21 protein-coding genes are annotated in these 25,608 nt (G+C 52.2%); all 21 read left to right on the forward strand.

All coding sequences use genetic code 11. The features are described 5' to 3' along the window. Nucleotide 1 precedes the first annotated feature (1 nt). Nucleotides 2-1,135, forward strand: a complete 1,134-nt coding sequence (wecB, locus tag D7241_RS03985) for a non-hydrolyzing UDP-N-acetylglucosamine 2-epimerase (protein ID WP_408100389.1) — start codon at nucleotides 2-4, stop codon at nucleotides 1,133-1,135. Then, on the forward strand, nucleotides 1,136-2,404 hold the full coding sequence (gene wecC / locus D7241_RS03990; protein ID WP_408100390.1) for a UDP-N-acetyl-D-mannosamine dehydrogenase: 1,269 nt from the start codon (nucleotides 1,136-1,138) through the stop codon (nucleotides 2,402-2,404). Nucleotides 2,405-2,447: 43 nt separating this feature from the next. Next, on the forward strand, nucleotides 2,448-3,752 hold the full coding sequence (locus D7241_RS03995) for a nucleotide sugar dehydrogenase (protein ID WP_408100391.1): 1,305 nt from the start codon (nucleotides 2,448-2,450) through the stop codon (nucleotides 3,750-3,752). A 13-nt stretch (nucleotides 3,753-3,765) separates the two neighbouring features. Continuing rightward, nucleotides 3,766-4,764, forward strand: a complete 999-nt coding sequence (gene pseB, locus D7241_RS04000; protein WP_408101184.1) for a UDP-N-acetylglucosamine 4,6-dehydratase (inverting) — start codon at nucleotides 3,766-3,768, stop codon at nucleotides 4,762-4,764. 3 nt (nucleotides 4,765-4,767) lie between these two features. Further along, nucleotides 4,768-5,928, forward strand: a complete 1,161-nt coding sequence (pseC, locus tag D7241_RS04005; RefSeq protein WP_408100392.1) for a UDP-4-amino-4,6-dideoxy-N-acetyl-beta-L-altrosamine transaminase — start codon at nucleotides 4,768-4,770, stop codon at nucleotides 5,926-5,928. Then, the gene (pseF, locus tag D7241_RS04010; protein WP_408100393.1) at nucleotides 5,925-6,620 is read left to right on the forward strand and encodes a pseudaminic acid cytidylyltransferase; all 696 of its coding nucleotides are present in this window, start codon (nucleotides 5,925-5,927) and stop codon (nucleotides 6,618-6,620) included. The genes pseC and pseF overlap by 4 nt, the downstream gene beginning before the upstream one ends. After that, nucleotides 6,621-7,709 (forward strand): UDP-2,4-diacetamido-2,4,6-trideoxy-beta-L-altropyranose hydrolase, encoded by a 1,089-nt coding sequence (pseG, locus tag D7241_RS04015; RefSeq protein ID WP_408100394.1) that lies wholly within the window; start codon nucleotides 6,621-6,623, stop codon nucleotides 7,707-7,709. It begins immediately after the preceding gene. After that, nucleotides 7,706-8,215: a UDP-4-amino-4,6-dideoxy-N-acetyl-beta-L-altrosamine N-acetyltransferase gene (gene pseH / locus D7241_RS04020; protein WP_408100395.1), complete on the forward strand. Its 510-nt coding sequence runs from the start codon at nucleotides 7,706-7,708 to the stop codon at nucleotides 8,213-8,215. The genes pseG and pseH overlap by 4 nt, the downstream gene beginning before the upstream one ends. A gap of 24 nt (nucleotides 8,216-8,239) precedes the next feature. Then, nucleotides 8,240-8,923: a hypothetical protein gene (locus tag D7241_RS04025; protein ID WP_408100396.1), complete on the forward strand. Its 684-nt coding sequence runs from the start codon at nucleotides 8,240-8,242 to the stop codon at nucleotides 8,921-8,923. A gap of 6 nt (nucleotides 8,924-8,929) precedes the next feature. After that, nucleotides 8,930-9,976 (forward strand): pseudaminic acid synthase, encoded by a 1,047-nt coding sequence (gene pseI / locus D7241_RS04030; RefSeq protein WP_408100397.1) that lies wholly within the window; start codon nucleotides 8,930-8,932, stop codon nucleotides 9,974-9,976. Beyond that, nucleotides 9,969-10,640 carry a PIG-L deacetylase family protein gene (locus D7241_RS04035; protein WP_408100398.1) on the forward strand — a complete coding sequence of 224 codons (672 nt, stop codon included), beginning with the start codon at nucleotides 9,969-9,971 and terminating at the stop codon, nucleotides 10,638-10,640. The genes pseI and D7241_RS04035 overlap by 8 nt, the downstream gene beginning before the upstream one ends. Nucleotides 10,641-10,812: 172 nt before the next feature. Beyond that, a complete protein-coding gene (locus tag D7241_RS04040; RefSeq protein WP_408100399.1) occupies nucleotides 10,813-12,732 on the forward strand; it encodes an acyltransferase family protein in 1,920 nt (639 codons plus the stop codon). A gap of 41 nt (nucleotides 12,733-12,773) precedes the next feature. After that, on the forward strand, nucleotides 12,774-14,333 hold the full coding sequence (locus D7241_RS04045) for a hypothetical protein (RefSeq protein ID WP_408100400.1): 1,560 nt from the start codon (nucleotides 12,774-12,776) through the stop codon (nucleotides 14,331-14,333). Between the two features lie 8 nt (nucleotides 14,334-14,341). Next, nucleotides 14,342-15,622, forward strand: coding sequence for a hypothetical protein (locus D7241_RS04050; RefSeq protein WP_408100401.1), 1,281 nt, complete (start codon nucleotides 14,342-14,344; stop codon nucleotides 15,620-15,622). Next, on the forward strand, nucleotides 15,619-16,734 hold the full coding sequence (locus D7241_RS04055) for a glycosyltransferase (RefSeq protein WP_408100402.1): 1,116 nt from the start codon (nucleotides 15,619-15,621) through the stop codon (nucleotides 16,732-16,734). Before D7241_RS04050 ends, D7241_RS04055 begins: the two co-directional genes overlap by 4 nt. Before the next feature lie 30 nt (nucleotides 16,735-16,764). Further along, the gene (locus D7241_RS04060) at nucleotides 16,765-18,483 is read left to right on the forward strand and encodes a hypothetical protein (protein ID WP_408100403.1); all 1,719 of its coding nucleotides are present in this window, start codon (nucleotides 16,765-16,767) and stop codon (nucleotides 18,481-18,483) included. A 105-nt stretch (nucleotides 18,484-18,588) separates the two neighbouring features. Continuing rightward, entirely contained in the window at nucleotides 18,589-19,785 is a 1,197-nt protein-coding gene (locus D7241_RS04065; protein WP_408101185.1) for a glycosyltransferase family 4 protein, read from the forward strand. A 13-nt stretch (nucleotides 19,786-19,798) separates the two neighbouring features. Beyond that, complete coding sequence (locus tag D7241_RS04070; protein WP_408100404.1) at nucleotides 19,799-21,001, forward strand: glycosyltransferase family 4 protein; 1,203 nt, start codon at nucleotides 19,799-19,801, stop codon at nucleotides 20,999-21,001. After that, entirely contained in the window at nucleotides 21,001-22,002 is a 1,002-nt protein-coding gene (locus D7241_RS04075) for a UDP-glucose 4-epimerase family protein (protein ID WP_408100405.1), read from the forward strand. The genes D7241_RS04070 and D7241_RS04075 overlap by 1 nt, the downstream gene beginning before the upstream one ends. 299 nt (nucleotides 22,003-22,301) lie before the next feature. Further along, nucleotides 22,302-23,336 (forward strand): MraY family glycosyltransferase, encoded by a 1,035-nt coding sequence (locus D7241_RS04080; protein ID WP_408100406.1) that lies wholly within the window; start codon nucleotides 22,302-22,304, stop codon nucleotides 23,334-23,336. Nucleotides 23,337-23,403: 67 nt separating this feature from the next. After that, nucleotides 23,404-25,416: a polysaccharide biosynthesis protein gene (locus tag D7241_RS04085; protein WP_408100407.1), complete on the forward strand. Its 2,013-nt coding sequence runs from the start codon at nucleotides 23,404-23,406 to the stop codon at nucleotides 25,414-25,416. The last annotated feature ends 192 nt before the right edge of the window (nucleotides 25,417-25,608 follow it).

Consider the following 25,608-nt stretch of genomic DNA (forward strand, 5'->3'; position numbering starts at 1 on the left):
TATGACAGTCAAAACCCTTTGTGTGTTCGGCACGCGACCGGAGGCGATAAAAATGGCCCCATTGGCTCTTGCGCTGAATGCTGATCCGCGTTTTGACTCGAAAGTATGCGTAACCGGCCAGCATAGACAAATGCTCGATCAGGTACTTGAGTTGTTCGAGTTAAAGCCGGATTTCGACCTGAACATCATGAAGCCCGGGCAGGATCTCACAGATCTAACCAGCGCGATCCTGCTGGGCATGAAGCAAGTATTCGCAGTGTTCAAACCCGACGTAGTACTCGTCCATGGCGATACCGCGACTACCTTTGCCACCACAATCGCGGCGTACTACCAGCAGATTCCTGTAGCGCATATCGAGGCGGGATTGCGTACCGGCAATCTTTACTCACCTTGGCCGGAAGAGGGCAACCGAAAGCTGACCGGTGTGCTCGCCGCTATCCACTTCGCGCCTACTGAAACGTCTCGCCAGAACCTGCTACGCGAAGGCATAACCAGTGATGTTGAAGTAACTGGCAATACGGTCATCGACGCGCTATTGCAAGTCGTTCGGAAGCTGAATAACGACGACAAGTTGCAGCAGAGCTTTAAAGAGCAGTTCGCCTTTTTGCGCTCTGATAGCCGGCTCGTGCTTGTGACGGGCCACCGCCGCGAAAGTTTCGGGGGCGGTTTCGAGCGAATTTGCCAAGCGCTGGCCAATACTGCGAAAGCATTCCCAGACGTCGAGATTGTTTACCCAGTACATCTGAATCCGAACGTGCTCGAGCCAGTGAATCGCCTTTTGTCTGGCATTAGCAATGTTCATCTAATAGAGCCGCTGGATTATTTGCCGTTTGTTTATTTAATGAATCGCTCCTACCTGATCCTCACTGACTCAGGTGGCATACAAGAAGAAGCTCCCTCGCTGGGCAAGCCTGTGTTGGTCATGCGTGACAGAACTGAACGACCCGAAGCGGTCGAAGCCGGTACCGTGAAGCTCGTAGGCACTGAAGTTGATGCGATCGTTGGCGGATTACGCACCTTGCTGACTGATAACGACGCATACAGATCCATGGCCTACGCTCATAACCCTTATGGGGATGGTAATGCATGCCCGCGGATTATCGGCACACTACATACTGTGATTAAGAGACAATAAATGACTTTTGGCACCATTGCCGTGGTTGGACTGGGTTATATCGGCCTACCTACCGCAGCTGTATTCGCATCCAGAAAGCAAAAAGTGATCGGCGTTGAGGTCAACACTTATGCGGTAGAGACGATAAATCGAGGGGAGGTACATATTGTCGAGCCTGATCTCGACATGCTTGTGCACGCCGCTGTTACCGAGGGATATCTGCGCGCCACGTCGGTGGCGGAGCCGGCGGATGCATTTCTAATTGCCGTACCGACACCATTCAAGGCCAATCACGAGCCCGATTTATCCTTCATTGAATCTGCCAGCAAGGCGATCGCCTCGGTATTAAAACCAGGCGACCTGGTAGTTCTGGAGTCTACTTCTCCAGTAGGGGCCACCGAACAGATGGCGACTTGGCTCGCCCAAGCCCGACCGGATCTGACCTTTCCGCAAGCAGCCGGAGAAGCCTCGGATATCCGAATCGCTCATTGTCCGGAGCGTGTGTTGCCTGGGCATGTTCTGAGCGAACTGGTGCATAACGACCGGGTGATTGGCGGGATGACGCCGCGCTGTTCGGAAGTGGCTACCAGTCTGTACAAGATATTCGTCGAAGGCGAATGCGTGATCACCAATGCGCGCACTGCCGAAATGTGCAAGCTGACCGAGAACAGCTTTCGGGACGTTAACATCGCTTTCGCCAACGAACTGTCGATGGTTTGCGACAAGCTGGATGTGGATGTCTGGGAGCTCATCCGCCTGGCGAACCGGCATCCTCGCGTAAACATACTGCAGCCGGGACCAGGGGTCGGTGGGCACTGCATCGCAGTTGATCCGTGGTTTATCGTCAGCCAGGCGCCGGAGCAATCCCGCCTGATCCGCACGGCTCGAGAGGTAAACGACAGTAAGCCAGCCTGGGTGCTCGCCAAGGTGAGAAGCCTCATCGACGATCTGACTACCAGTACAGGGAAAAGCCGCCGCTCGGTGCGTATTGCCTGCCTGGGTCTGGCGTTCAAGGCGAATATCGATGATCTGCGTGAAAGTCCGGCGTTAACAATTACTGGAGCAATAGCCCGGGAGTTTCCCGGACAGGTGATGGCTGTCGAGCCTCATATCGATGTTGTCCCTGCAGATTTGCGCCAGGCTGATGTCCCGCTAGTTGGTATGACGGAAGCACTTTTGGCGGATGTCCTGGTGCTATTGGTTGATCACAGGGACTTAACCGCGCAGCCGTTATGTCTGCGCGAGAACCAGCGCCTGCTGGACACCCGAGGCGCTTTGCAGCTTCGCTAACTCTCTCGCTTGGGCAATCGCTCGAATTGATTATAGGTGGTTCATGAAGCAACAACTTCTACAGCGGCTGAACGACAAGACCGCCGTTATCGGCGTGGTAGGTCTTGGTTATGTTGGGCTGCCTCTGGTCCTGCGCTACACCGAAGTGGGCTACAAAGTGGTGGGTCTGGACATTGACCAGGTGAAGGTTGATCTGCTTCAGCAAGGTAAGAGTTATATCGAGCATATTTCAGAGGCCGCGATCCAGTCGGCTGTCGATCGGGGATTTGAGGCTACGACGGACTTCACGCGTGCCCAATATGTTGACGCCTTGATATTGTGCGTGCCGACCCCGCTGAACAAGTACCGCGAACCAGATCTAAGTTATGTACTCGATACGACGAATTCACTGATCCCTCACCTGCGTCCGGGGCAGGTAATGTCTCTTGAGAGTACTACCTACCCAGGCACAACCGATGAGGAACTGTTGCCTCGTATCGAGTCCCGCGGCTTAAAAGTTGGGGATGATGTTTTTCTTGTGTATTCGCCGGAGCGTGAAGATCCAGGCAACCCGAACTTCACGACGCGCACTATCCCCAAGGTCTGCGGAGGTCACACGCAGGCGTGCCAGGAAGTTGGCGTGGCACTCTACGGGCAAGTCATCGACCGCGTTGTGCCAGTTTCCAGCACTCGCGCTGCTGAAATGACCAAGTTGCTGGAAAACATTCACCGTGCAGTCAATATCGGCTTGGTCAACGAGATGAAAATCGTTGCGGATAAGATGGGCATCGATATTCACGAAGTTATTCGCGCGGCGGCGACCAAACCATTCGGCTTCGTACCCTACTATCCAGGTCCTGGCCTCGGTGGCCACTGCATTCCAATCGACCCCTTCTACCTCACTTGGAAAGCACGCGAGTACGGATTGCACACTCGCTTTATCGAGCTCGCGGGCGAAGTAAACTCCGCGATGCCGGATTACGTAATCGGCAAGGTAGCTTCCGCGCTCAACCAGCGAATGAAGTCCGTAAACGGCAGCAGGATTCTGGTACTCGGAATTGCCTATAAGAAAAATGTCGACGACATGCGTGAGTCGCCTTCAGTCTTCATGATGGAAAAGCTTCGCGATCTGGGTGCCGATGTGCAGTACTGCGATCCGCACGTCCCGGTGTTCCCCAAGATGCGTGAACACCATTTCGATCTGAAAAGTGTCGAGTTGAATGCGTCGGCTATATCCGAATTCGATTGCGTTTTGCTTGCTACCGATCACGATAAATTTGATTTTTCACTAATTGAACAAAATGCCCAGTTGATAGTTGATGCTCGCGGTAAATACCTCATGCGTGCTGATCATATCGTCAAGGCTTAATTGGAGAGCTATTATGTTGACTGGTCAAACTATATTGGTAACGGGTGGCACCGGCTCCTTTGGTAATACTTTTGTGCCAATGACCCTGGCGAAATACAACCCGAAAAAAATTATCATTTTTTCTCGCGACGAAATGAAGCAGTGGGACATGGCCAAGAAGTTCGATGGTGATCCCCGCGTTCGTTTTTTTATCGGTGATGTCCGCGACAAGGATCGGCTGTACCGCGCCCTCGACGGCGTCGACTACGTGGTTCACGCCGCGGCAACCAAGATCGTTCCAACCGCCGAATACAATCCCTTCGAATGCATCAAGACCAACGTCGATGGCGCAATGAACCTTATCGACGCCTGTATCGATAAAGGCGTCAAGCGAGTCGTTGCGTTATCTACTGATAAGGCGAGCAGCCCCATCAATCTTTACGGCGCTACGAAGCTGGCCTCCGACAAGCTGTTCGTTGCCAGCAACTCCTACGCCGGTGGGCATGACACCCGTTTCGCTGTGGTCCGCTATGGCAACGTGATGGGTTCGCGTGGTTCAGTCATCCCGTTCTTCATGTCCATCAAGGACAAGGGCGTACTGCCTATTACCGACGAGCGCATGACGCGCTTCATGATTTCGCTGGAAGAGGGCGTTGAGCTCGTTTGGCACGCCTTCGATGACATGGAGGGCGGTGAAATCTATGTGAAGAAAATTCCTTCCATGAAGGTTACTGATCTGGCCCGGGTGGTAGCGCCTGATGCGAAGCAGGAGGTCATTGGCATACGTCCGGGAGAAAAGCTCCATGAGCAGATGATCAGTGCGGAAGATGCTTACTACACATACGAGTATCCGGAGCATTTCAAGATTCTGCCGACCATTAATAACTGGGCTACGTGCTCTAAGCGCATCAAGGACGGCAAGAAAGTGCCGGAAGGCTTCGTCTACGCAAGCGACAACAATACCGAATGGATGAGCGACGACGCGCTGCAAGCCTGGATCGACGCCAACCGCGAAAAGATCGGGAGCATCTAAACCATGATTCCCTACGGGCGTCAGGACATCACCCAGGCGGATATCGACGCGGTTGTGGCTGTACTGGAATCCGACTTTCTGACACAGGGGCCTGTCGTGCCACGCTTCGAACAGCATGTGGCACAGCATGTCGGAGCCCGGCATGCCCTGGCGGTGAACAGCGCTACCTCCGCGTTGCACATCGCCTGTCTGGCGTTGGGGCTAGGGAAGGGTGACTGGCTGTGGACAACGCCAATCACCTTTGTTGCGTCAGCGAACTGTGGGCTCTATTGCGGCGCGCAGGTAGATTTCGTAGATATCGATCCGCGTACCTACAACCTCTGCCCGCAGTCCCTTGCGCACAAGCTCGAGCGTGCCGAGCGTGAAGCCAAGCTGCCCAAAGTTGTGGTCGCAGTGCATCTATGTGGCCAGCCCTGTGATATGCAAGCGATCCATGAGCTGGCCCAGCGTTATGGCTTCAAGGTCATCGAAGACGCCTCCCACGCGATCGGAGGCAAGTACAAAGGTGAGTTCATCGGTAGTGGTCGCTTCAGTGACATTACGGTATTCAGCTTTCACCCGGTGAAGATCATCACTACCGCCGAAGGTGGCATGGTGCTCACTAACAGCACCGAACTGGCCGACAAAATGTCCCTGTTGCGCAGCCATGGCATCACGCGCGACCCGGCTCAGATGACGAACGAAGCTGACGGCCCCTGGTACTACCAGCAAATCGATCTAGGCTTCAACTACCGGATGACCGAGATGCAAGCGGCGCTGGGCGTTACTCAAATGGAGCGCCTCGACAAGTACGTAGCGCGACGCCACCAGTTGGCGCAGCGCTATGATGATTTGTTGCGCGACCTGCCTGTCACCACACCGTGGCAACATCCGGACAGCTACTCCGGCCTGCATCTGTATGTGGTCCGCTTGCAACTGGACAAGATTGCCAGAACCCACCGTCAGGTGTTCGATGCGTTGCGTGAGCTCGGCATCGGCGTCAATCTGCACTACATCCCTGTGCATACGCAGCCTTACTATCAGCGCATGGGTTTCGCAGCAGGCGACTTCCCCGAGGCTCAACACTATTACGCCGAAGCTATCAGCCTGCCAATGTTCCAGACCATGACCGAAGCCCAGCAGGACGAGGTCGTCGCTGCGGTGCGCAAGGCGATAGCGGTATGAAACTGGCGATCATCCCAGCTCGCGGCGGTAGCAAGCGCATTCCGCGCAAGAACATCAAGCCGTTCTGCGGCAAGCCGATGATCGCTTGGTCCATCGAAGCCGCCTTGGAAAGTGGCTGTTTCGACCGCGTCGTCGTCTCGACGGACGATGCGGAGATTGCCGAGGTGGCTCGCCAGCAAGGCGCCGAAGTTCCGTTCATGCGGCCGGCAGAATTTTCCGATGACCATACCGGGACCATACCGGTGATTCGGCATGCCATCGAGACGATGAACAGCCAGGGCCGTCTCGTGGAGCAGGCCTGCTGCCTGTATGCCACCGCGCCCTTCATTCGCGCTGAAGACCTGCGGCAGGGACTGGACATCCTTCAGGGGAGCGACGTTGATTACGCGTTCTCGATGACCAGCTATGCCTTCCCCATCCAGCGTGCCCTTCGCCTCACCCGCGAAGGGAGAGTCGAAATGTTCAATCCTGAACACTTCACCACCCGCTCGCAGGACCTGGAGGAGGCCTATCACGATGCCGGCCAGTTCTATTGGGGCCGTGCCGATGCCTGGCTGCAGGGCAAGATGATCTTCAGTCCGACGTCGCTGCCGGTGATGCTGCCCCGTCATCGGGTCCAGGACATCGACACGCCGGAAGACTGGGTGCGAGCCGAATGGTTGTTCAAGGCCATGCAGGCGCAGCTGGGCTGAATGATGAAAGTCGTACTGCGTACTGACGCCTCCCTCGAGATTGGTGCCGGGCATGTTTATCGTTGCCTGACTCTTGCCGATACCTTGCGCAGTCAAGGTGCCGAATGCCATTTCATCTGTCGCGAGCATCCTGGCAGTCTGCTGGCGTTCATACGCCAGCGTGGCTATCCGGCATATTCCCTCGACCTGCCAGTGGCTGATGAGGCTGTTGCCGGAGCATTGACGCACGCCCACTGGCTGGGAGTTAGCCAAGAGCAGGATGCCTTGGACTGCGCGCCTCTTCTGCAGCGGCTGCGTCCTGAATGGCTGGTGGTGGATCACTATGGGCTGGATGCCTGTTGGGAGTCGGCGCTACGGGCACACTACAGCAGGCTCCTGGTGATTGATGACCTTGCCGATAGAGCTCATCAATGCGACTTGCTCCTGGACCAGAACCTTGGCCGTACGGCCCAGGCATACCTGGGGCAGGTCCCAGACCGGTGTACGGTTCTGGCTGGCCCTCAGTTCGCCCTGCTGCGCCCGGAGTTCGCCCAATTGCGTGGCTATAGCTTGCAGCGTCGTGAGCGGCTTGGGAGTGTCCAGCAGATTCTTGTCAGCATGGGAGGGGTCGACCGTCCGAATGCTACGGCAGCAATACTGAGGACCCTGAGCGACTGCTCTCTGCCTGAAGGGTGTCAGGTTAAGGTGGTTATGGGGGCGACTGCCCCATGGGTGGATCGGGTGAGGGCACTGCTGCAGGAGCTCCCTTTCACGGCGGAAGTGCTGGTCAATGTGTCAGACATGGCACGGCTAATGGCCGACAGTGACCTGGCCGTTGGAGCTGCCGGAGGGTCGTCCTGGGAGCGGTGCTGCCTTGGGCTACCCACGTTGCTGGCGACCCTCGCCGACAATCAGCTGTCCGGCGCCAGGGCTCTGGACCAGGCGGGCGCCGCGCGCTGGGTGGGCGATGCTGCAGATATTCCCCGGAAACTTGCGCCGGCATTCGCCGATGTCTCGGCGGCGCTTACTTCCTATAGTCAGGGTGCCGCCGCCATCTGTGACGGAGTCGGTGCGGAGCGGGTAGCCGCCTATATGTTGGAGTCTGCATGAACACAGTTCCTGAAGTACATCTGAGAGCTATGGAAGAACGGGATCTACAGCCTGTTCTTTCCTGGCGCAATCACCCGGAAGTCCGTCGCTACATGTTCAATCCGGGTGAAATTTTCTGGAATGAGCATGTGGCATGGTTCGCCGCCGCCTCCAAGAATCCGCGCAAGCACCTGTTGGTATTTGAGCAGTCAGGTGAGCCCCGAGGGTATGCATGCTTGAATGAGCTTGCTATAGGCGTGGCAGACTGGAGTTTTCACGCAGCTCCCTGTGCGCCAAGAGGGACCGGAGCGCGGATGCTGAGAGCTGTCTTGGACTATGCATTCAATCAGCAGCGTCTGCATAAGATCTATGCAGAAGTACTCCAGGAAAATACTCGATCGTTAGCCTTGCACCGTCGCCTCGGATTCAAGGAAGAAGGTTGCTTGCGTGAACAGCATCCTACTGTGGCGGGTTACCAATCGATCTATTGCTTTGGCCTGCTTCGTGCTGAATGGGCAGAGCATTGAAATGAGCAAAAGGAAGCAGGATGTATGAACGCTGCTTATGTCGTCGCCAGCTGTAAATCGTGGCACAAGGAACGCTATGACCGAATGCTCGAAGAGCATGGCGGCGAATGGTATTGGGTGTCTTCTCCCAATGAGTTGATGGACTGTATTCGGCACGCACGACCGAGATATGTGTTCTTCTTACATTGGAACTGGATTGTGCCAGTTGAGATTTGGACCAAATACGAGTGTGTATGTTTTCACATGACCGACGTGCCATACGGGCGGGGTGGTTCACCTCTGCAGAACTTAATTCTAGCTGGCCACTCGCAGACGAAACTAACCGCATTGAAGATGGTTGGTGAGGTGGATGCTGGTCCCATATACACGAAAAAGCCTCTTTCTTTGGATGGCTCGGCAGAAGAAATTTATTTAAGAGCTGGTGAGCTCAGTTTTGAAGTTATCCGGTGGATTGTTGATGCTGAGCCCGAGCCGCAGGAGCAACAAGGGGAGCCTACTTTTTTTAAGCGGCGAAAGCCTGACCAAAGTCTCCTTCCGGAAAAGTGCAGCTTTAAGGAAGTCTACGATTTTATCCGAATGCTTGATGCTGAGGGTTACCCTCGTGCGTTTATCAAGTACGGGGACATGAGAATTGAGTTTTCTGCTGCAAAGTTGAATGCCGATGGGGTGTCTGCCTCGGTGAATATATTTTTTGAGAGTGAAGAGTGATCGCACATGATCTGTGAAATAAATGGTAGGAAGATTGGAAAGGGTTTTCCTCCGTACATCATCGCCGAGCTTTCTGCGAACCATAACGGCTCTCTTGAGCGTGCGCTGGAAACCATCAGGTCGGCATACGAAAGTGGTGCGCATGCCATCAAGATGCAGACCTATACAGCTGACACCATGACCATCGATTGTGATCGCGAGGAATTCATGGTTCGCGGTGGGTTATGGGATGGTTACAAACTCTACGATCTCTACAAGTGGGCGGAGACACCCTACGAGTGGCATAAGCAGATATTCGACTATGCCAGGCAGCTGGGTATCACTATCTTCTCTACCCCGTTTGATGAAAGCGCTGTCGATTTGCTGGAAGAACTAGGGGCGCCTGCCTACAAGATCGCCTCGTTCGAGGCGACCGACCTTCCCTTGATCCGGTACGTGGCGAGTACCGGCAAGCCGATGATCATGTCCACGGGCATGTGTTCCGAAGAAGAGATTGCGGAAGCCGTGGCCACTGCAAAAGAAGCTGGTTGCCAGCAGCTAGTGCTGCTGCACTGCATCAGTAGCTATCCGGCGCCGGTCGACCAAGCCAATCTTCGGCAGATGCCGGTATTGGCCGAGCGCTTCGGCACCATACCCGGGCTTTCGGACCATACACTGGGGACCACCGTTTCGGTGGCGGCGGTTGCGCTAGGCGCCTGTGTTATCGAAAAGCACTTCACCATCAGTCGCGAAGACAAGGGGCCGGATAGCGAGTTTTCTCTGGAGCCTCACGAGCTGAAGCGGCTCTGCCGAGATACTCACGATGCTTGGTCTGCTCTCGGTAAACCTGGTTTTGAGCGACAGCAAGCTGAGATCGGCAATAAGCAGTTTCGCAGGTCTGTCTATTTTGTGCGTGATCTCAAAGCGGGAGATGTCATTACCGTGCATGACATCAGGCGCATCCGGCCGGGGCTTGGTCTGGAGCCTAAGTACTTTGAGCGGTTAATTGGTAAGAGCGTTAAATTTGATGTTAAGTGTGGAACACCAACTAGTTGGGATTTAATTAATGTCTAAAAGTGTATTGGTTGTCGCCGCTCATGCCGATGATGAAGCTCTTGGCTGCGGCGGTACAATAGCAAGGCATGTGGCTGAGGGAGACATAGTGCATGGCATTTTTATTGCCGATGGAGTTGGTTCGCGGAAAGACGCCAGCTACGAAGCATTAAAAACGCGTGAAGCTGCCGCACAGAAAGCGCACAGTTTGTTGGGGTTTTCTAGTGTAAGCTATTTGGGATTTCCAGATAATCGGTTGGATGGAATAAACCTACTAGACATAGTTCAATCCGTAGAGGGATCACTGCAAACCATAATGCCAGATGTGGTTTACACTCATCATTACGGTGACTTGAATATTGACCATCGAGTCGCTCACCAAGCTGTAATGACTGCTTGTCGCCCGATTCCTGGTAGTTCGGTAACAGAGATATATACATTTGAAATTATGTCCAGCACAGAGTGGTCCTCCCCAGGTCTTAGTCCTTTTCTGCCAACATGCTATGTAGATATCAGTGAGTATTTAGAACTAAAGTTGGATGCGCTTAAGGCTTATGAGTTGGAGATGCGCGATATGCCACACTCTCGAAGTATTGAACACTTAGAGGCTCTTGCGCGACATCGGGGGCATTCGGTTGGTGTGAGCGCCGCTGAGGCCTTTATGGTAATGCGCAATATTCGATGAGTTTATGGGGAAGGTCTTAGATAAGTGATTTTGTGAATGTAATCAGTATTAGGCGGAAGGTCGCTCATCAGTTAAATGTGATGAGGGCCAACCTTTTGTACGGAGCAAACATGGCCTTGAAACATGCTATGCGGAAGTATCTTCAGTTTAAAGGGCTAAACGGGCTGGTAAGTTGAAATATCGTAGCGAAATTGATGGTCTTCGAGCTCTGGCTGTGGTGCCGGTCATATTATTTCACGCAGGGTATGAATCATTTAGTGGCGGTTTTGTTGGCGTAGATGTATTTTTTGTTATCAGTGGTTATCTCATTACATCTATAATACTTGAGGACCTACGAAAAGAAAAATTTTCAACTTTAAACTTTTACGAGCGCCGCGCACGCAGAATACTCCCCGCTTTGTGTTTTGTAGTGGCTGCGAGCTTAGCGGTAGCTTGGGTGATTCTGCCGTATCACCAGTTAATTGATTTTTCTGAAAGTATAATAAGCGTATTTACATTCTCTTCAAACTTTTTATTTTGGATGGAGGCTGGGTATTTTGACACGGCTTCCGAGTTAAAACCCCTGCTGCACACTTGGAGTTTATCTGTAGAGGAACAATATTACATAGCTGTTCCTTTGCTGATGTCTCTAGTGTGGAAATACCGTGAGCGCGGCTTGGTTGTTCTGCTTAGCGCACTGGCGATAATTAGTTTTTGTCTCGCGCAATACAGTTCAACAAGATATGCCGATGCCGGTTTTTTTCTACTACATACCCGAGCATGGGAGCTACTGGTTGGAGGGCTAGTGGCAGTAAAAACCAATAACTATACGAATGAAGATGGTAACGAAATCTTCAGTTTAGTTGGGGTGCTGGCAATATTGTTAGCGATCTTTTTCTTCGATGCACATGTGCCGTTCCCCAGTCTTTACACCTTGCTACCAATTATTGGGGCATTACTTATAATAATTTACGCACGGCAAGGTACCGCTGTGCACCGGATATTGAGTTTTGCTCCAATTGTCTATGTTGGGCTTATAAGTTATAGCGCGTATCTTTGGCATCAACCTATTTTCGCATATGCAAGAGCCATCAGTATTAGCGAGCCGTCGAAGTGGATGATGGGTTTTTTGTCGGTTCTTTCGATGCTGCTCGCATACGTGACTTGGAAACTAATTGAAAATCCGTTTCGTGATTCTCGAAAGTTTAGTCGAAAAAAAATATTTGGACTATCTATATTAGGCATAACAATCTTTATTTGCTTGGGGCTGTGGCTAAAGTTCTCAGACGCGCCAAAGCACAGAAAAACCCTATCTGGTGAGAACTTTCTGGAGCTTAGCAGAAAGACGGCTACCAATTACGGGCTAAACAAGAAATGCGTGCAATTTCTGGTTGATCCACTTTGCCAAGAAGGTGAAAAGCCGTTGGCGTTATTGTGGGGTGATAGCTATGCAATGCATCTAGCGCTTGCATTAAAGAATAGTCCATCGGAACTACCATTTGTGCAGATGACGATGTCCAACTGTGCGCCAATCCTAGGGGCTGCGGCTTACGGAGGTAGATATACCCCTGCTTGGGGGGAGAAATGTATAGAAAATAATCAAAAAGTTTTCGATTGGCTTAAGACGCAGTCCGAAATAAAGTACGTAATATTAGCATCCCCATTTCGCCAGTTATCCGATATTGCGTCTCTCACATTGACTGGTGGTAAGCTGATAAAAGAGAACAAGGGGCTGGGTTCAAAGCTGTTTTTGGCGACTATAAAGAAAATAACAAGTATGGGTAAGGATGTTGTTATTGTGTCCCCTACACCGACACCTGGGTATGATATGGGTAAATGTTATATTCGAAGCCACGTACTTAGGCAGCATAGCTCATCCTGCGACTTTCCACTTTCGAGAAATAATAGGATCGAAACATATAAGATACTTGAAGCGCTTTCACGCCAAGCTCAGGCTCGAATTATTTGGTTAAGTGAAATTATATGCCCTAACGGTATGTGTCGTGTGAGTGTGGGCGAGACGTTAATCTACCGTGATAGCGGACATCTCTCACGTGAAGGTGCTGCCTATTTAGGAAGTGAGTATGATATCTCCAAAATGGTAAAGGACTAAAACGCGGTCTATAGAACCAGATTCATAGTGGCGGATAAAGCATGACGACCCTTGCGCTGAAACTGAAAATAGTAATTAAGAAGACGTTAGTTTTCCTTATATCAAAAACTATGCCGGGAGTGGCTCATGCACTTGCGAAAAAGAAAAAAAAGGGGAGTGACGCGGAGTTAATGCGGTGCGCTTTATCGTTCTCTCGCGATCCGGTATTAGCTGCCAACTACATGTTATTAAATATCTCATCCCCAGAGCGCGATTTGTGGGGTGCTATAACTAGCCTCGATGAGCGTCGTGATCCTGCATATGATTTTATAATTAAAAACAGGGTCCTTATTGATAATGCAGAGCTACGCTTTAAATGTGATATAAAGCAGTTGTTGTCTAAGTCGGAAAATATTCCGTTAGAGATTTTCTGTTCATTAGTGGAAGAATATGAGCGACTGAACACCACGAAAGTGGGGCGAAAGCAGTTAGCGGGAATGTTAGTGGATTTGTGTACGTCCAAGCTGGAGGTCTGTGACGTCCTTAATGCGCTGCAAAGATTGGGGGTGGGACGAGACTCTCTTAAAGAGTCTCAAAAAGTAAAGTTGTTATCACGCTTCACTTGGGGGGGGAATATAGAGCTATTTAAAGCGCTCTATAGTTGCTTTTACCCTGCGCTTAGCGAGCTAGGAAAGCTAAAAATTGATTTAGTGCATAGTAGCCTGATCTACGAGAATGGCAAGCCAGCCAGTTATTACGAAAAGAGATTCGTAGACTTGCCTTACCAGATTTCGGCGCATTATTTATCTAATATAGCGCCTCTATTCAAAGAGATAGATGCGTCTAATGATTATAGGGATATCCGATTCGAAAAGGATCGTTTGCGTGAATTGCGGTGCTATATACTCGACTTCATAGTGAAAGGTAAGCCTTGCGCTTATATCCGTTTAGGGGACGGTGAATGCTATGGGTTTGTAGATAATAATTATGTTGATTCTCAAGGAGTAGCCCGTCAAGAATTACATTGGTGGGGCGAATTATTGACTCCGGCGCATAGAGAGCAGTTGCGATCTGAATTCTTGAGTGCACTTTGTAGTGCTAATATTTTAGGGGTGCCGACGGTTTTTAGGCTGATTAAGGACTCCAAACTTCACTATCCCGATGACTATCCAGTTAATGGTTTGATTTCACGGTTATGTTGCGTCATGAGCGGTGCTGCGCCATTTCTGTCCGATAAAAAGATAGTTGAAGACCAAAGTAATCTTTTTCTATTTAATGCGGATTTTTTGGTAGGTTTGTTTGATGCTGCCGAACGTATATGCGTTATTTCGGGTTTAAAGTCTGAGCTTGTCACGCAATGGGCGCCTGAGCCAAAAAAGCTAAAATGTATTGAGATACCCACGCACCGATTATTGCGAAATGAGCATGCCGGTGCCATCTCGGAAACGATATTGCCCTATGTATATAAGGAATATGTCAATGAGATAAAGTCCATTGCAGGCCCAGGGATGGTTTTCCTTGTGTCGGCTGGATTTATTGGAAAAATATTTGTTTCTGCTGCTGCTGAGCGGGGGGCAGTTGCCCTTGATGTAGGGCAGTATTTAGTAACTGCGGTGCGTTAGAGGTGGCTATGAACTTGATCGCTCTTGTGCGGACCTTTTACAAAGGCCTTGATCGAATGTTTAAAATTATTAATTATGGTGACGTGCCTTTTATTTATAATAATCCTGTTTACATGGAGAAGTACGCTTTCGCACGTTGCAGTTTAATCGGTTATTGGAAAAGTGTTGCCGAGCTAGGGCGAGAAATGTTGCGTCCTACGCTTAAAATATACAGTATTCCTACAGGACCCCTTATCTTCTGTGGGGGGTCAAGCAATAATGAGCGGGAGTTTCATTTTTTTTCATCTCTGTTCGCAGGGCGTCAATGCCTAGATTATTCTAGAGAATCTAATTTGTCTTTTGTTCCGGCTCGCCAATTAAAGAAAACAATAGTTGAGTATTTTATTTCATTGTTGTTCATTGTGCTTGGATGTTTTTACCTGTTTAGAATTAAGCTTGGTCCGATATCTTTAAAGTACCTGGTTTTTTATACAAAAATTTATTTTTTCTTGTATGCTAGTTTGATGAGGTCAAAAGAGAAGCCTCGATTGCTTGTTGTAGCTAATGATCACACGGATTTTCCTGTCATTGCATCAATGCTCATGCAATATTTCGATGTTCCGGTTGTATATGTCCAGCATGCTGAAATATCTGAGCGATTTCCAGCGTTGGACTTTAATGTTTCCATTTTGAGGAATGAAATTTCTAGAGAGAAATATCAGGCGATTGGCCCTATTCAAGGTGATGTTTTTGTTGTGCCTCGCTCTCCTAAAAGTGATATGTTTGAGCGGATACTTAGAGCGAGGGTCGTTGTTACTCCGGTAGTTGTATATATTAGTTCTGTTTATTCGGAGAGTGGCCTTGCTCGGTGTTTATCCCAGCTGGCATCGAACGCCTCGGTGACCAGTGTTTCAGTGAAGCCGCATCCCAGAACTGATATTTCCTCTTTGAATGTCGGTCCGAACGTTGCTTTACTTTCAAGTGTTCCCACGTTTGATCATGTAGCGGTTGTGCCAAACTCTTCGGTTGTCGTTGAGCTTCTTGAGCAGGGAGTGCCGGTCTATCAACTATTTGACTTGGATGATATAGGGCATGATTACTATTCATTTGTGGAGAAAGGGGTTGCGCCTGCAATCTCATTTGATGATTTAACCGGTAAATTTTGGGGGGGTGGAGGTTTTTATAACGAAGCATGGGTTGAGCGGTTTTCAAAGTTTAGCCCATCTATTGATTCGGCTTGGGAAGCAGAGTTGCCGGTGCTCCTAGATAAAATTGGTCTTTACTTAAGTGTTTCAGGAGATCATTGTTGAAATTTTTTATTAAGTATATGTGGGTCAGGCTTCTCTCTTTGAAGGCTATATATTACAGGCCGAAAAAAAATACATACTTATTCCTTCCTATTAACGGAGCGGGCCTAGGGCATCTAACCCGTTCACTTGCCATAGCTAGACGGCTTCAGGGGCTGGACCCATTCGCGGAAATTATATTCCTTACTACTAGTATCGGCGTTACGCTCGTTCATCGGGCGGGTTTTGCGTGCCATCACGTTACCCCGGCAGCCTTGGTGAAAACAGGTTCAGTGGAATGGAATACGCTTTTTTTTGCGACGATTGAAAATATATTGCGTCTACACAAGCCCGCGACCTTAATATTCGATGGCACCATTCCATACCTGGGTCTTCAGCGAGTAATGCACAACTACAAAAATATTAAATATGTCTGGGTGAAGCGCGGGCTTTATAAAACGGATGTAGACCATCGAAAGCTTGATGCTTATGTAGGAAAGTTCGATATTGTGATTTCTCCTGGTGAGCTGATTTCTGCTGAAATGGCTGTTCAGTCACAAGCTGGCAAGCTGAATATGGTAGAGCCCATTTCGTTGCTTGATAAAGATGAGCTTTTGGAACCCGAGGTTGCCCGGCGTATGCTCCGGCTAGATATTCATCGCCCCTGTGCGTATGTCCAGCTTGGCGCAGGCAATATAAACGGTATATCAGACATACTAGATCGTGTGATCTCATTATTGAAAAGGCAAGGTGTTCAGGTGGTGCTTGGGCAGTCACCCATTGCGCTTCGAGCTGAACCGAATATGAGCGCAGACAGTGTCGTGGTTGATTACCCTAACAGTAGATATTTCGCGGCGTTTGATTTTGCGGTATTGGCCGGTGGGTATAATTCTGTCTGCGAAGCGGTATCTTTGGGGCTGCCCGCTATTTTTTTACCTAACACCGCAACAGGGGCGGACGACCAGGTAGAGCGAGTACGTCAGGCTAGTCAGTTTGGTTCGTATGAGTATCTAGTTGATTTTGATGAGGATGCTTTTGCGCACGCGGTGGGGAGGTTTCTGTCTCGTAAAGCCGTTGCTGTTCGGGATCAAAAAAATGGAGCAGTTACCGCAGCTGAACTTATTCTGCATGCGTAGCGTGCTACGCGTTTCTCACTTGGCTTTATTATGAAGCTTAACGTTTTATACGGTGTTGCGCGGGCAGTTCGCTGGTCGGTATCTCTCGGCGGTAAGCTGTTTAGAGTGGTGCCTGGCTTTACTTTGGGCTCCATCGCCGCAACTGTTTTAGCTCAGTTATTTCTTCTTGTCGGTTTTTTATTACCACTCAAGGTGGTGCTGTTGCTGGGGAGCGATCACGTACCAGGCTATTTCCCTGCTTTTCTGCGGGAGTGGGGGCGGGATTGGCTTATAGTTACTTTAAGTGCAGCGTCTGTGCTTTTCTATTTACTGCACCTACTTTCCGGAAAGCTGGTTGAAATCAGCGCAGTAGCAGCGAGCAAGCGCTTGCTTTTGAAAAGCAAGAAGATGGCTCTATTTGACAACCAAGACGAGATTGCCTCCAAGGGATATCAACGGTATACGCAGAGCCTCGCCGGTGTTTGCTTTGTGTCTATCTGCCTTGTAGGGATGTTGTTTTTCTATTTCAAGCTGGCTGTGGTTATTGTTTTATATATGACGCTTGGTTTTGTATCGGTCGTCGTTTTTTTATCGATTTTCTCGTCTTTAGCAGAGAGATTTGCTCGCTCATTGGGCACACTGCCCAAGGTAATTGGCAGTGTTGGTTTTCTGGTCGCATTCGGCTTTATCGTATTCGATCATCTGTTTGGCGCAGCGCCTGGATTATTGACATCCGTTGTGTCGCTTATTTTAGCTAGGCAGCTGTACGGGCGAGCGTCCGGGGTGATAGGAGATATTCATGGTCTGTACAGTCAAAAAGCGCAGTTGTCCGCGTTGTTTTTCCACGGCCAAGTATTTCATCCGCCGATAAAGAGCGAACAGAAAGGCATGTGGAGCCTGTTGGAGCCAAACGCTCGACAAGCTTGGCTACGGGAGTTGCTTCAGGAAGTTGCAGGCCACCCGGTTCAGAATATTTGTATGGAGTGGTGCGATATCGGAGTGCCCGATGTGTACTGTTTTCTGGTTTCCGGGCAGGCCGAACGTTTCGAAAAGGCATTTCTAATCAAGCTGTTCAACGCTAACAGAAATGCGTGGGCCAAGCATGAAGCGACGCTGCTCACAGGGGAGCACAGGCTACCGACTCTTCCACTTATGTCTGTAACGGTTGTTGAAGAATTGCAATGCCACGTTTTCGACGCGACTGGTTATTCCCCATGCGGAAAAGCGGAGACATCCAGGGTACTACCTGATTTTCGTGCCAGCTTGTCGGAATGCATGCCATCTGAGGGCTTGTCTGCTGCTTACATCAGGACTCGTCCACTTGTTTGGCAGCGTTTGGATGACAGCATGATTCTGCGTGTCCAGTACCTGCTGGACGCCAAGGTGGATGGGGCGTTGGTTGAGCGCTTGATAGATGCTCTTCCGGTCATCGAGAAGGAGTTGAAAGCTCTCCCATTGGCCCTGAGTCTTCCTGATATACGGCCGGGGATGCTCTGGAAGGGGCCGGACGGGCGGTATTTTTTGTCCCACTGGTCACGCTGGGATCTCGAGCCGCTTGGTTCGCGATGGCCTTACGCAGACGATAGGGAGCCGGATGTTGAAGACCTGTTGGGTCGAGTGCAGCTTAAGCGGCCAGATTGTAAATCTGTGACTGTTTCTCAAGTTCAATTGTCTGCACTGTTCACTGAGCTAGAAGTGCGTATCCAAAGGGGACGCTACGGCGACGCTTACCTGCTGATGTCGCCTATATTATTTCGGCTGCAAGCGTGAATTCCGGCTTTTATCTCATTCGTTGTGCGGCGCCTGGGGTACCCTTTCGCGCTGGCTGTTCTATTTACGTTGCGGAAGATTGGAGGCGATGTGGCTGATATAGCCATGGTGGTATGGAATGACTTCCGGAACGATGCACGGGTTCTGAAAGAGGCGGAGAGCCTTACAGCGGCGGGGCATTTCGTCGCCGTTTTCGCTGTGCATAGTCCTGGTTTAACCCCATTACGGGAGCGGGTTTCCAACGGTGTTGCAGTTATCCGTGTACCTCGGCACCCGCTCTGGCGGATTCACGCATCAGGAGGAGGTACAGCCAAGGTGATCGCGCCGGCGCAGCGGGGCGCGATCGGCTTGGCCATGCTGGTTTTGAGCCGCGTTTGGGCTCACCTGACGTTGCTCTGGATGATTGCCAAACAGCGTGCGGATGTTGTCCATGCTCATGATGTTAATACCCTGCCCACGGCTTGGCTCGCTGCGAAGCTGTCGGGCGCTCAGGTGGTGTACGACGCCCACGAAATAAGCACCAGCCGCGAGGGATATTCCAGGGTACGCAAGCTGGTGGGTTGGATCGAGCGTACCTTGATGCCGCGTGTGCAAGGCACCATTACTACTACCGAGGCACGGGCCAAGTATTTCGCGCGCGCTTATGGCGTCTCGCGGCCGGTAGTGCTGCAGAATCGGCCGAGGGAGCAGCAGGCGATACGGTCCGATCGGATTCGTACGGAACTTGAGCTAGAGCAGCGCTGGCCAATCATTCTCTATCAGGGTGGTGTGCAGCAGGGTAGAGGTCTGGAGCGTCTTGCTCGCGTCGCCGCGGATGTTCCGGATGCATACTTTGTGTTCATTGGCGGCGGGAGGCTCGATGGCAGTTTGCGCCGCATTGTTGAAGAGCTGCAGTTGGAGCAGCGGGTTCGGTTCATCCCGACTGTGGCTTTAGCCGAGTTACCAAGCTATACGGCTTCGGCAGACATCGGCGTTCAGCCCATCGAGAACACCTGCCTCAATCACTACACGACCGACTCCAACAAACTGTTCGAGTACGTTCAGGCGGGCCTGCCGGTCGTTGCGTCCGATCTGCCTGAGATACGGCGTGTTGTAAGAGAGCACGACCTGGGTGTGCTCGTGCCTGAAGGCGATAGCGTGGCGCTGGCTGCGGCCTTACGCGACCTGGTGGATGATGAGGGCAAGCGCCAGTACTACGCGGCCCAGTCGCGGAAAGCGGCAAGCGTTCTTAACTGGGAAAGCCAGGAGCATGAACTGCTCGCATTGTACGAGCGGGTGTTGTCCAATCGCGCCTCGACCTGATCTGTGCTCCTTGATGCGTAAACGAATCCTGCTGCTTAGCTTTTTCTATCCTCCTGATCTCTCCGCTGGCTCTTTTCGCGCCAAGGCATTGGTTGATGCGCTTTGTGAGCAGGCCGCCGGTGAGGTAGATATTGACGTGCTGACCACGCAACCCAACCGCTACCACGCCCACGCCCACGCCCACGTCAGCGAAGCGCTAGCGGTCGAGGAACAAGGTTGCGTACGCATCCGACGCGTCCAGTTGCCGGTGCATAAGAGCGGTTTTGTGGATCAGGCAAAGGCGTTCGCTTCGTTCACCTATCAGGCCTCGCGCTTTGCCGGTGAGGGGCGCTATGACGTGGTGGTAGCAACCTCATCACGGTTGATGACAGCGGTACTGGGTGCGTGGATCGCTTACCGGCAGCGGGGCCGGTTATATCTCGATATCCGCGACATATTCGTCGAAAACTTGGGCGAGTTGTTCTCGCCGCTCGTTTCCAATCCGTTAATGGTGGCATTTGGTGTGCTTGAGCGCTGGGCGATTCGCCGTGCGGATAAAGTGAATCTGGTGACGGCTGGATTCTTGGGTTATTTCCAGCCGAGGTACGCCAAGCAGCAGTTTTCGCTGCATTCAAATGGGGTGGACAAGGATTTTATCGACTTCCCGCTAAGCGGCTATGAGCATGTTAGTGGTGATCAGCCGCTGCGAGTTTTATACGCTGGCAATGTTGGTGACGGACAAGGCCTGCATCTCATCATTCCAGCGCTTGCCCGGCGCCTCAGGGGCCGGGTGCAGTTTCGTATCGTGGGTGCCGGTGGGCGTCTGGAAGCTCTGCGAGAGGCCGTTGCGTCCGGTGCGTTGGATAACGTGGAATTAATAGCACCGGTTGCCCGAGAACAGCTGCTGGCGATGTATCACCAGGCTGATGTTCTGTTTCTTCACCTGAATGACTTCAACGCATTTCGCAGGGTGTTACCATCCAAGCTGTTCGAATACGCGGCAACCGGCAAGCCTATATGGGCCGGGGTGAGGGGCTACGCTGCTGGATTTATAAAAAGCGAGATTTCCAACGCGACGCTGTTTAGCCCTTGCGATATCGATGACGCGGTTGAAGCTTTGGAGCGATTGCGTCTTGAGCAGGTGCCGCGCCCTGAGTTTGTCGAGCGTTATGCTCGAAGCCGGATTATGCGATCCATGGCTGAGGATGTGTTGGCGCTCGTCGAGGACGTTAGTTGATGCGTGTACTCGTTACAGGCGCAGGCGGCTTTGTAGGACGGGCGCTAGTGCAACAGCTGGCATCGCAGACAGGATATTTCACTGTTGCGGCAGTTAGAAGGCTTCCGCTCCCGGTAGCCGGAACATTTGGTGCGCTGCCTGATGGTGTCACACAATGGGTCGAGCTTGGGGATCTGGCAGATGCCGAACCACCGCCAAGGTTGTTCGAAGGTGTGGACGTGGTGGTTCACTGCGCCGCGCGGGTTCATGTGATGCATGAGACCACTGCTGATCCGATAGCTGCCTTCCGAGCCGTCAATCTCGATGGCACGCTGAAACTGGCCCGCGCTGCAGTTCGATCTGGCGTCAGACGCTTTGTATTCCTCAGTTCGATAAAAGTGCATGGCGAGGCGACGCCTTGCGGTAATCCATTTACTGCAGATACTCCGCTTTCCCCGGCTGACCCTTATGCAATATCCAAAATGGAAGCCGAGAGGGCGTTAATGGCACTCGCGACGGAGACCGGATTGGAGGTGGTCATCGTTCGGCCGCCCCTCGTGTACGGGCCAGGTGTCAAAGCGAATTTCAACAGCATGATGAAATGGTTGAGTCGAGGCATTCCGCTTCCGCTTGGAGCCATACGGAACCGTCGCAGCCTCGTCTCGCTGGATAATCTGGTTGATTTTCTAATGGTCTGCTTGGACCACCCCAACGCTGCTGGGCAGGCATTTTTGGTCAATGATGGAGAGGATCTGTCGACTACCGAACTACTGCACCGCTTAGCGGAGGCGCTTGGCAAGCCGGCGCGGTTGGTCCCGGTCCGTTCTTCTCTTCTGGTCGGAGCTGGGGCTCTGCTGGGCAAGCGTGCTGTGATGCAGCGTATATGTGGTTCGCTGCAGGTGGATATTGAAAAGTCCAGACTGCTGCTGGGGTGGGTGCCGCCGGTAAGCGTAGGCAGTGCACTTGCTTCGACGGCTGCTGCGTTTGTGGCGGAGCATTCCGCTAGGGCCTATCGGGCGTGAGGCTGGAGCTGGTTTTGATTTTAAGGCGGCGCCGGGGCGATGCGGTTTTGCCTCGGAGTTGGCCCAGTTCGCCGCGGGGCGCGCCTCCCACCGAAGCGATCCGGTGCGGGGGCTTCACTTTTGCTTTGTAGAAGCCAGCCCACGGGCGATCCCTAACCGCAGAATAGTTGCTGTTCGCCAGCAAGCTGGCTCCTGCAAAAACGAAAACGCCGAACTGCTCGCGGTGAACATAGAATCCCCATACGAGCGACGTGCAGGCCTATCACTCGCGTGGGGCGCTGAAAGGCTAGGAGTTGATAATGGATGCGGTGTTCTGGTTGTTGCCGCTGTTGTTCAGCGCGTCGTTTCTGTTGACTTGGGTGCTGAGGCGCTATGCGTTGCATCGTGACCTCATCGATATACCCAATTTCCGTAGTTCTCACACGATGCCGACACCGCGTGGCGGCGGAGTGGCGATAGTCACTAGTGTCTTGGCCGCTTTGCCGGTTCTCGCTTGGTTGGCGCTGATTCCTTGGGCTGTGATGTGGGGCTTATGGGGTGCCGGCTGTGGTGTCGCGGTGATCGGGTTCCTTGATGACCACGGTCATATTCCGGCGCGGTGGCGGCTGCTCGGACATTTCATGGCGGCAGTTTGGGTGTTGTTCTGGTTAGGTGGGCTCCCGCCGTTGGAGTTGTTCGGGTTGGCTCTGGATCTGGGCTGGTCGGGACATGCGCTTGCGGCGATCTGGCTCGTCTGGCAACTCAATCTTTACAACTTCATGGATGGAGTAGACGGCATAGCGAGTATCGAGGCGCTGACCGTATGTCTGGGTGCAGCGGCGATATATGCTTTTCTGGGCTATTCAGTCGATATGCTTGTGCCTGTTTTACTGGCTGCGGCGGTTGCGGGCTTTCTAATGTGGAATTTACCTCCGGCCCGAATATTCATGGGGGATGCAGGTAGTGGATTTCTCGGTGTCACGATAGGCGCGCTTTCGATCCAGGCTGGCTGGTTAGCACCGCAACTGCTGTGGTGCTGGTTGATCCTACTCGGAGTCTTTATCGTGGATGCGACCTGGACGCTGATCCGGCGTTTGTTACGTGGTGTCAAAGTATATGAGGCGCATCGCAGCCACGCCTATCAGATCGCTTCACGGCGCTTGGGCGCACACTTGCCGGTTACCCTTGGTGTTCTGGCTGTGAATGTTCTTTGGTTGTTTCCCATCGCACTGGCAGTAGGGTTGAATTGGCTGGATGGGACGGTGGGGCTGGCGATCGCCTATGCTCCGCTGGTTTGGGCTGTTGTAAGACTCAAAGCCGGTCAGCCTGAAAATCTGCTGTCCAACGCTGGCTGATAGAGCTTTAAATAGCTCTGCTTCTTGTGGGTCGCGTTTTGCAGATAATAAAAATTGAGGTGATGCTGTGTTGAGATTGGCCGAGGAGCTGCGTGGGCGCCTCGTGAGGTTGCCCCGACGATATAAAAGGCTTATCCAGGTTTCGACGGATGTCGTGCTGGTGTGGGCTGCTCTGTGGCTAGCGTTCGTGGTCCGCTTGGGTGACGCGAAGACTATCGATCCATTCGGCGTGCATGCTTGGCTGTTCGCTGTCGCCCCGGTGATTGCAATTCCGTTATTCATTCGTATCGGTATGTATCGGGCGGTAATGCGCTATTTCGGCAATGATGCGCTGATCGCAATTGCCAAGGCAGTAACGCTCTCGGCCTTGATGCTTTCGCTGATCGTGTATTGGTATCAGGGCGCACCCAAGGTCATTCCTCGTTCCCTGGTCTTGAACTATTGGTGGCTGAGCCTTCTACTGATTGGCGGGCTGCGACTGGTCATGCGGCAATATTTTATGGGGCACTGGTTTGCGGCAGGACAAACCCTAAGTTTCAAACGACCGGACGCTGGTCTGACCCGGGTGGCTATCTACGGGGCAGGCGCGGCAGGCAATCAACTGGTTGCGGCTTTGCGAATGGGCCGGACTATGCGCCCGGTTGCGTTCATCGATGATGATCCGAACATCGCAAACCGAACCATTTCGGGACTTCGAGTCTATAAGCCAAGGCACATTCAGCAACTGATCAACGAGACAGCTGCTCAGCAAATTCTCCTGGCGATTCCCTCTGCGTCTCGTGCTAGAAGGCGTGAGGTGTTGGAAAGCTTGGAACCGTATCCGCTCCACGTTCGAAGCGTGCCGGCTGTCATGGATTTGGCGAGTGGTCGAGTGAAGGTCGAAGATATCCAGGAAGTCGATATCGCGGACTTGCTCGGGCGTGATGCGGTGCCTGCGCGCCAGGAGCTATTCGAGCGCTGCATTCGCGATCAGGTTGTTATGGTAACTGGCGCTGGGGGCTCGATCGGCAGTGAGCTATGTCGTCAGATCATTACCACCAAACCAAGAACGTTGCTGCTTTTCGAACACTGCGAGTTCAATCTATACCGTATTCATAGTGAGCTGGAGAATAGGGTCGAGCGTGAATCCCTACCGGTGCGGCTGGTACCAATTCTCGGCTCGATCCGAAACTGCGTTCGCATGGTTGATGTCATGCGCACATGGAGGGTTGATTCCGTTTACCACGCTGCTGCTTATAAACATGTCCCGATGGTCGAGCACAACATTGCGGAAGGGGTGCTGAACAATACGTTTGGAACGACATATACGGCGCAGGCGGCGATTCAGACTGGCGTCTCGAACTTCGTGCTTATTTCGACTGATAAGGCGGTTCGGCCCACCAACGTAATGGGCAGTACTAAGCGTGTGGCCGAAATGATCTTACAGGCACTGAGTCGTGAGACCGCACCGGTTCTTTTCGCTGGTGAAGAAGGGATACACCACGTCAACAAGACCCGTTTCACTATGGTTCGCTTTGGTAATGTCCTGGGCTCGTCTGGTTCGGTAATCCCGAGGTTTTACGAGCAGATCCGTGCTGGTGGCCCTGTAACGGTTACCCATCCCAAGATTACACGCTACTTCATGACGATACCGGAAGCCGCTCAACTGGTGATCCAGGCGGGTTCCATGGGGCAGGGTGGGGATGTGTTCGTGCTGGACATGGGGCAGCCGGTGCTGATTGCTCAGCTGGCTGAGAAGCTGATCCGCCTATCGGGCTTGAGCATCCGATCGGAGAAATGCCCCCACGGTGATATCGAGATCGAGTTCACCGGATTGCGCCCAGGTGAAAAGCTCTACGAAGAGCTGCTGATCGGCGATAACGTGAGCCCTACTGAACATCCAATGATCATGCGGGCCGATGAGGAATACTTCACTTGGGATGTTCTTCGCGGTGTGTTGGCGAAGCTGCTTAAGGCAGTTGAGCAGGACGATTACCCACAAGTCCGGGTACTGCTGCGGGAAGTAGTGAGCGGGTATGTACCGGAAGGGGAGATTGTCGATCTGATCTATCAGCAGCGAAGGGTTGGGCCGGCTGAGTAAGGGGGCTGGTTGGGATTCGGTGTTGGTGCTGTTCGCCGGGGCGCGCGCTTCCCACGAAAGTGGTCGGTGTGAGGCTTTGGCATGTACTCAGCTTTTGCTTTTGAAGGGTTCTTTTCAGTTCTCTGCTTTGTACAGCGATTTTCCGACTCGGGCGATGTGATCGATCAGCTGCGGATTGTCGAGCTGGTGATG

It is taken from the genome of Stutzerimonas sp. VN223-3, from assembly GCF_045999685.1.
Taxonomy (GTDB): Bacteria; Pseudomonadota; Gammaproteobacteria; order Pseudomonadales; family Pseudomonadaceae; genus Stutzerimonas; species Stutzerimonas stutzeri_AR.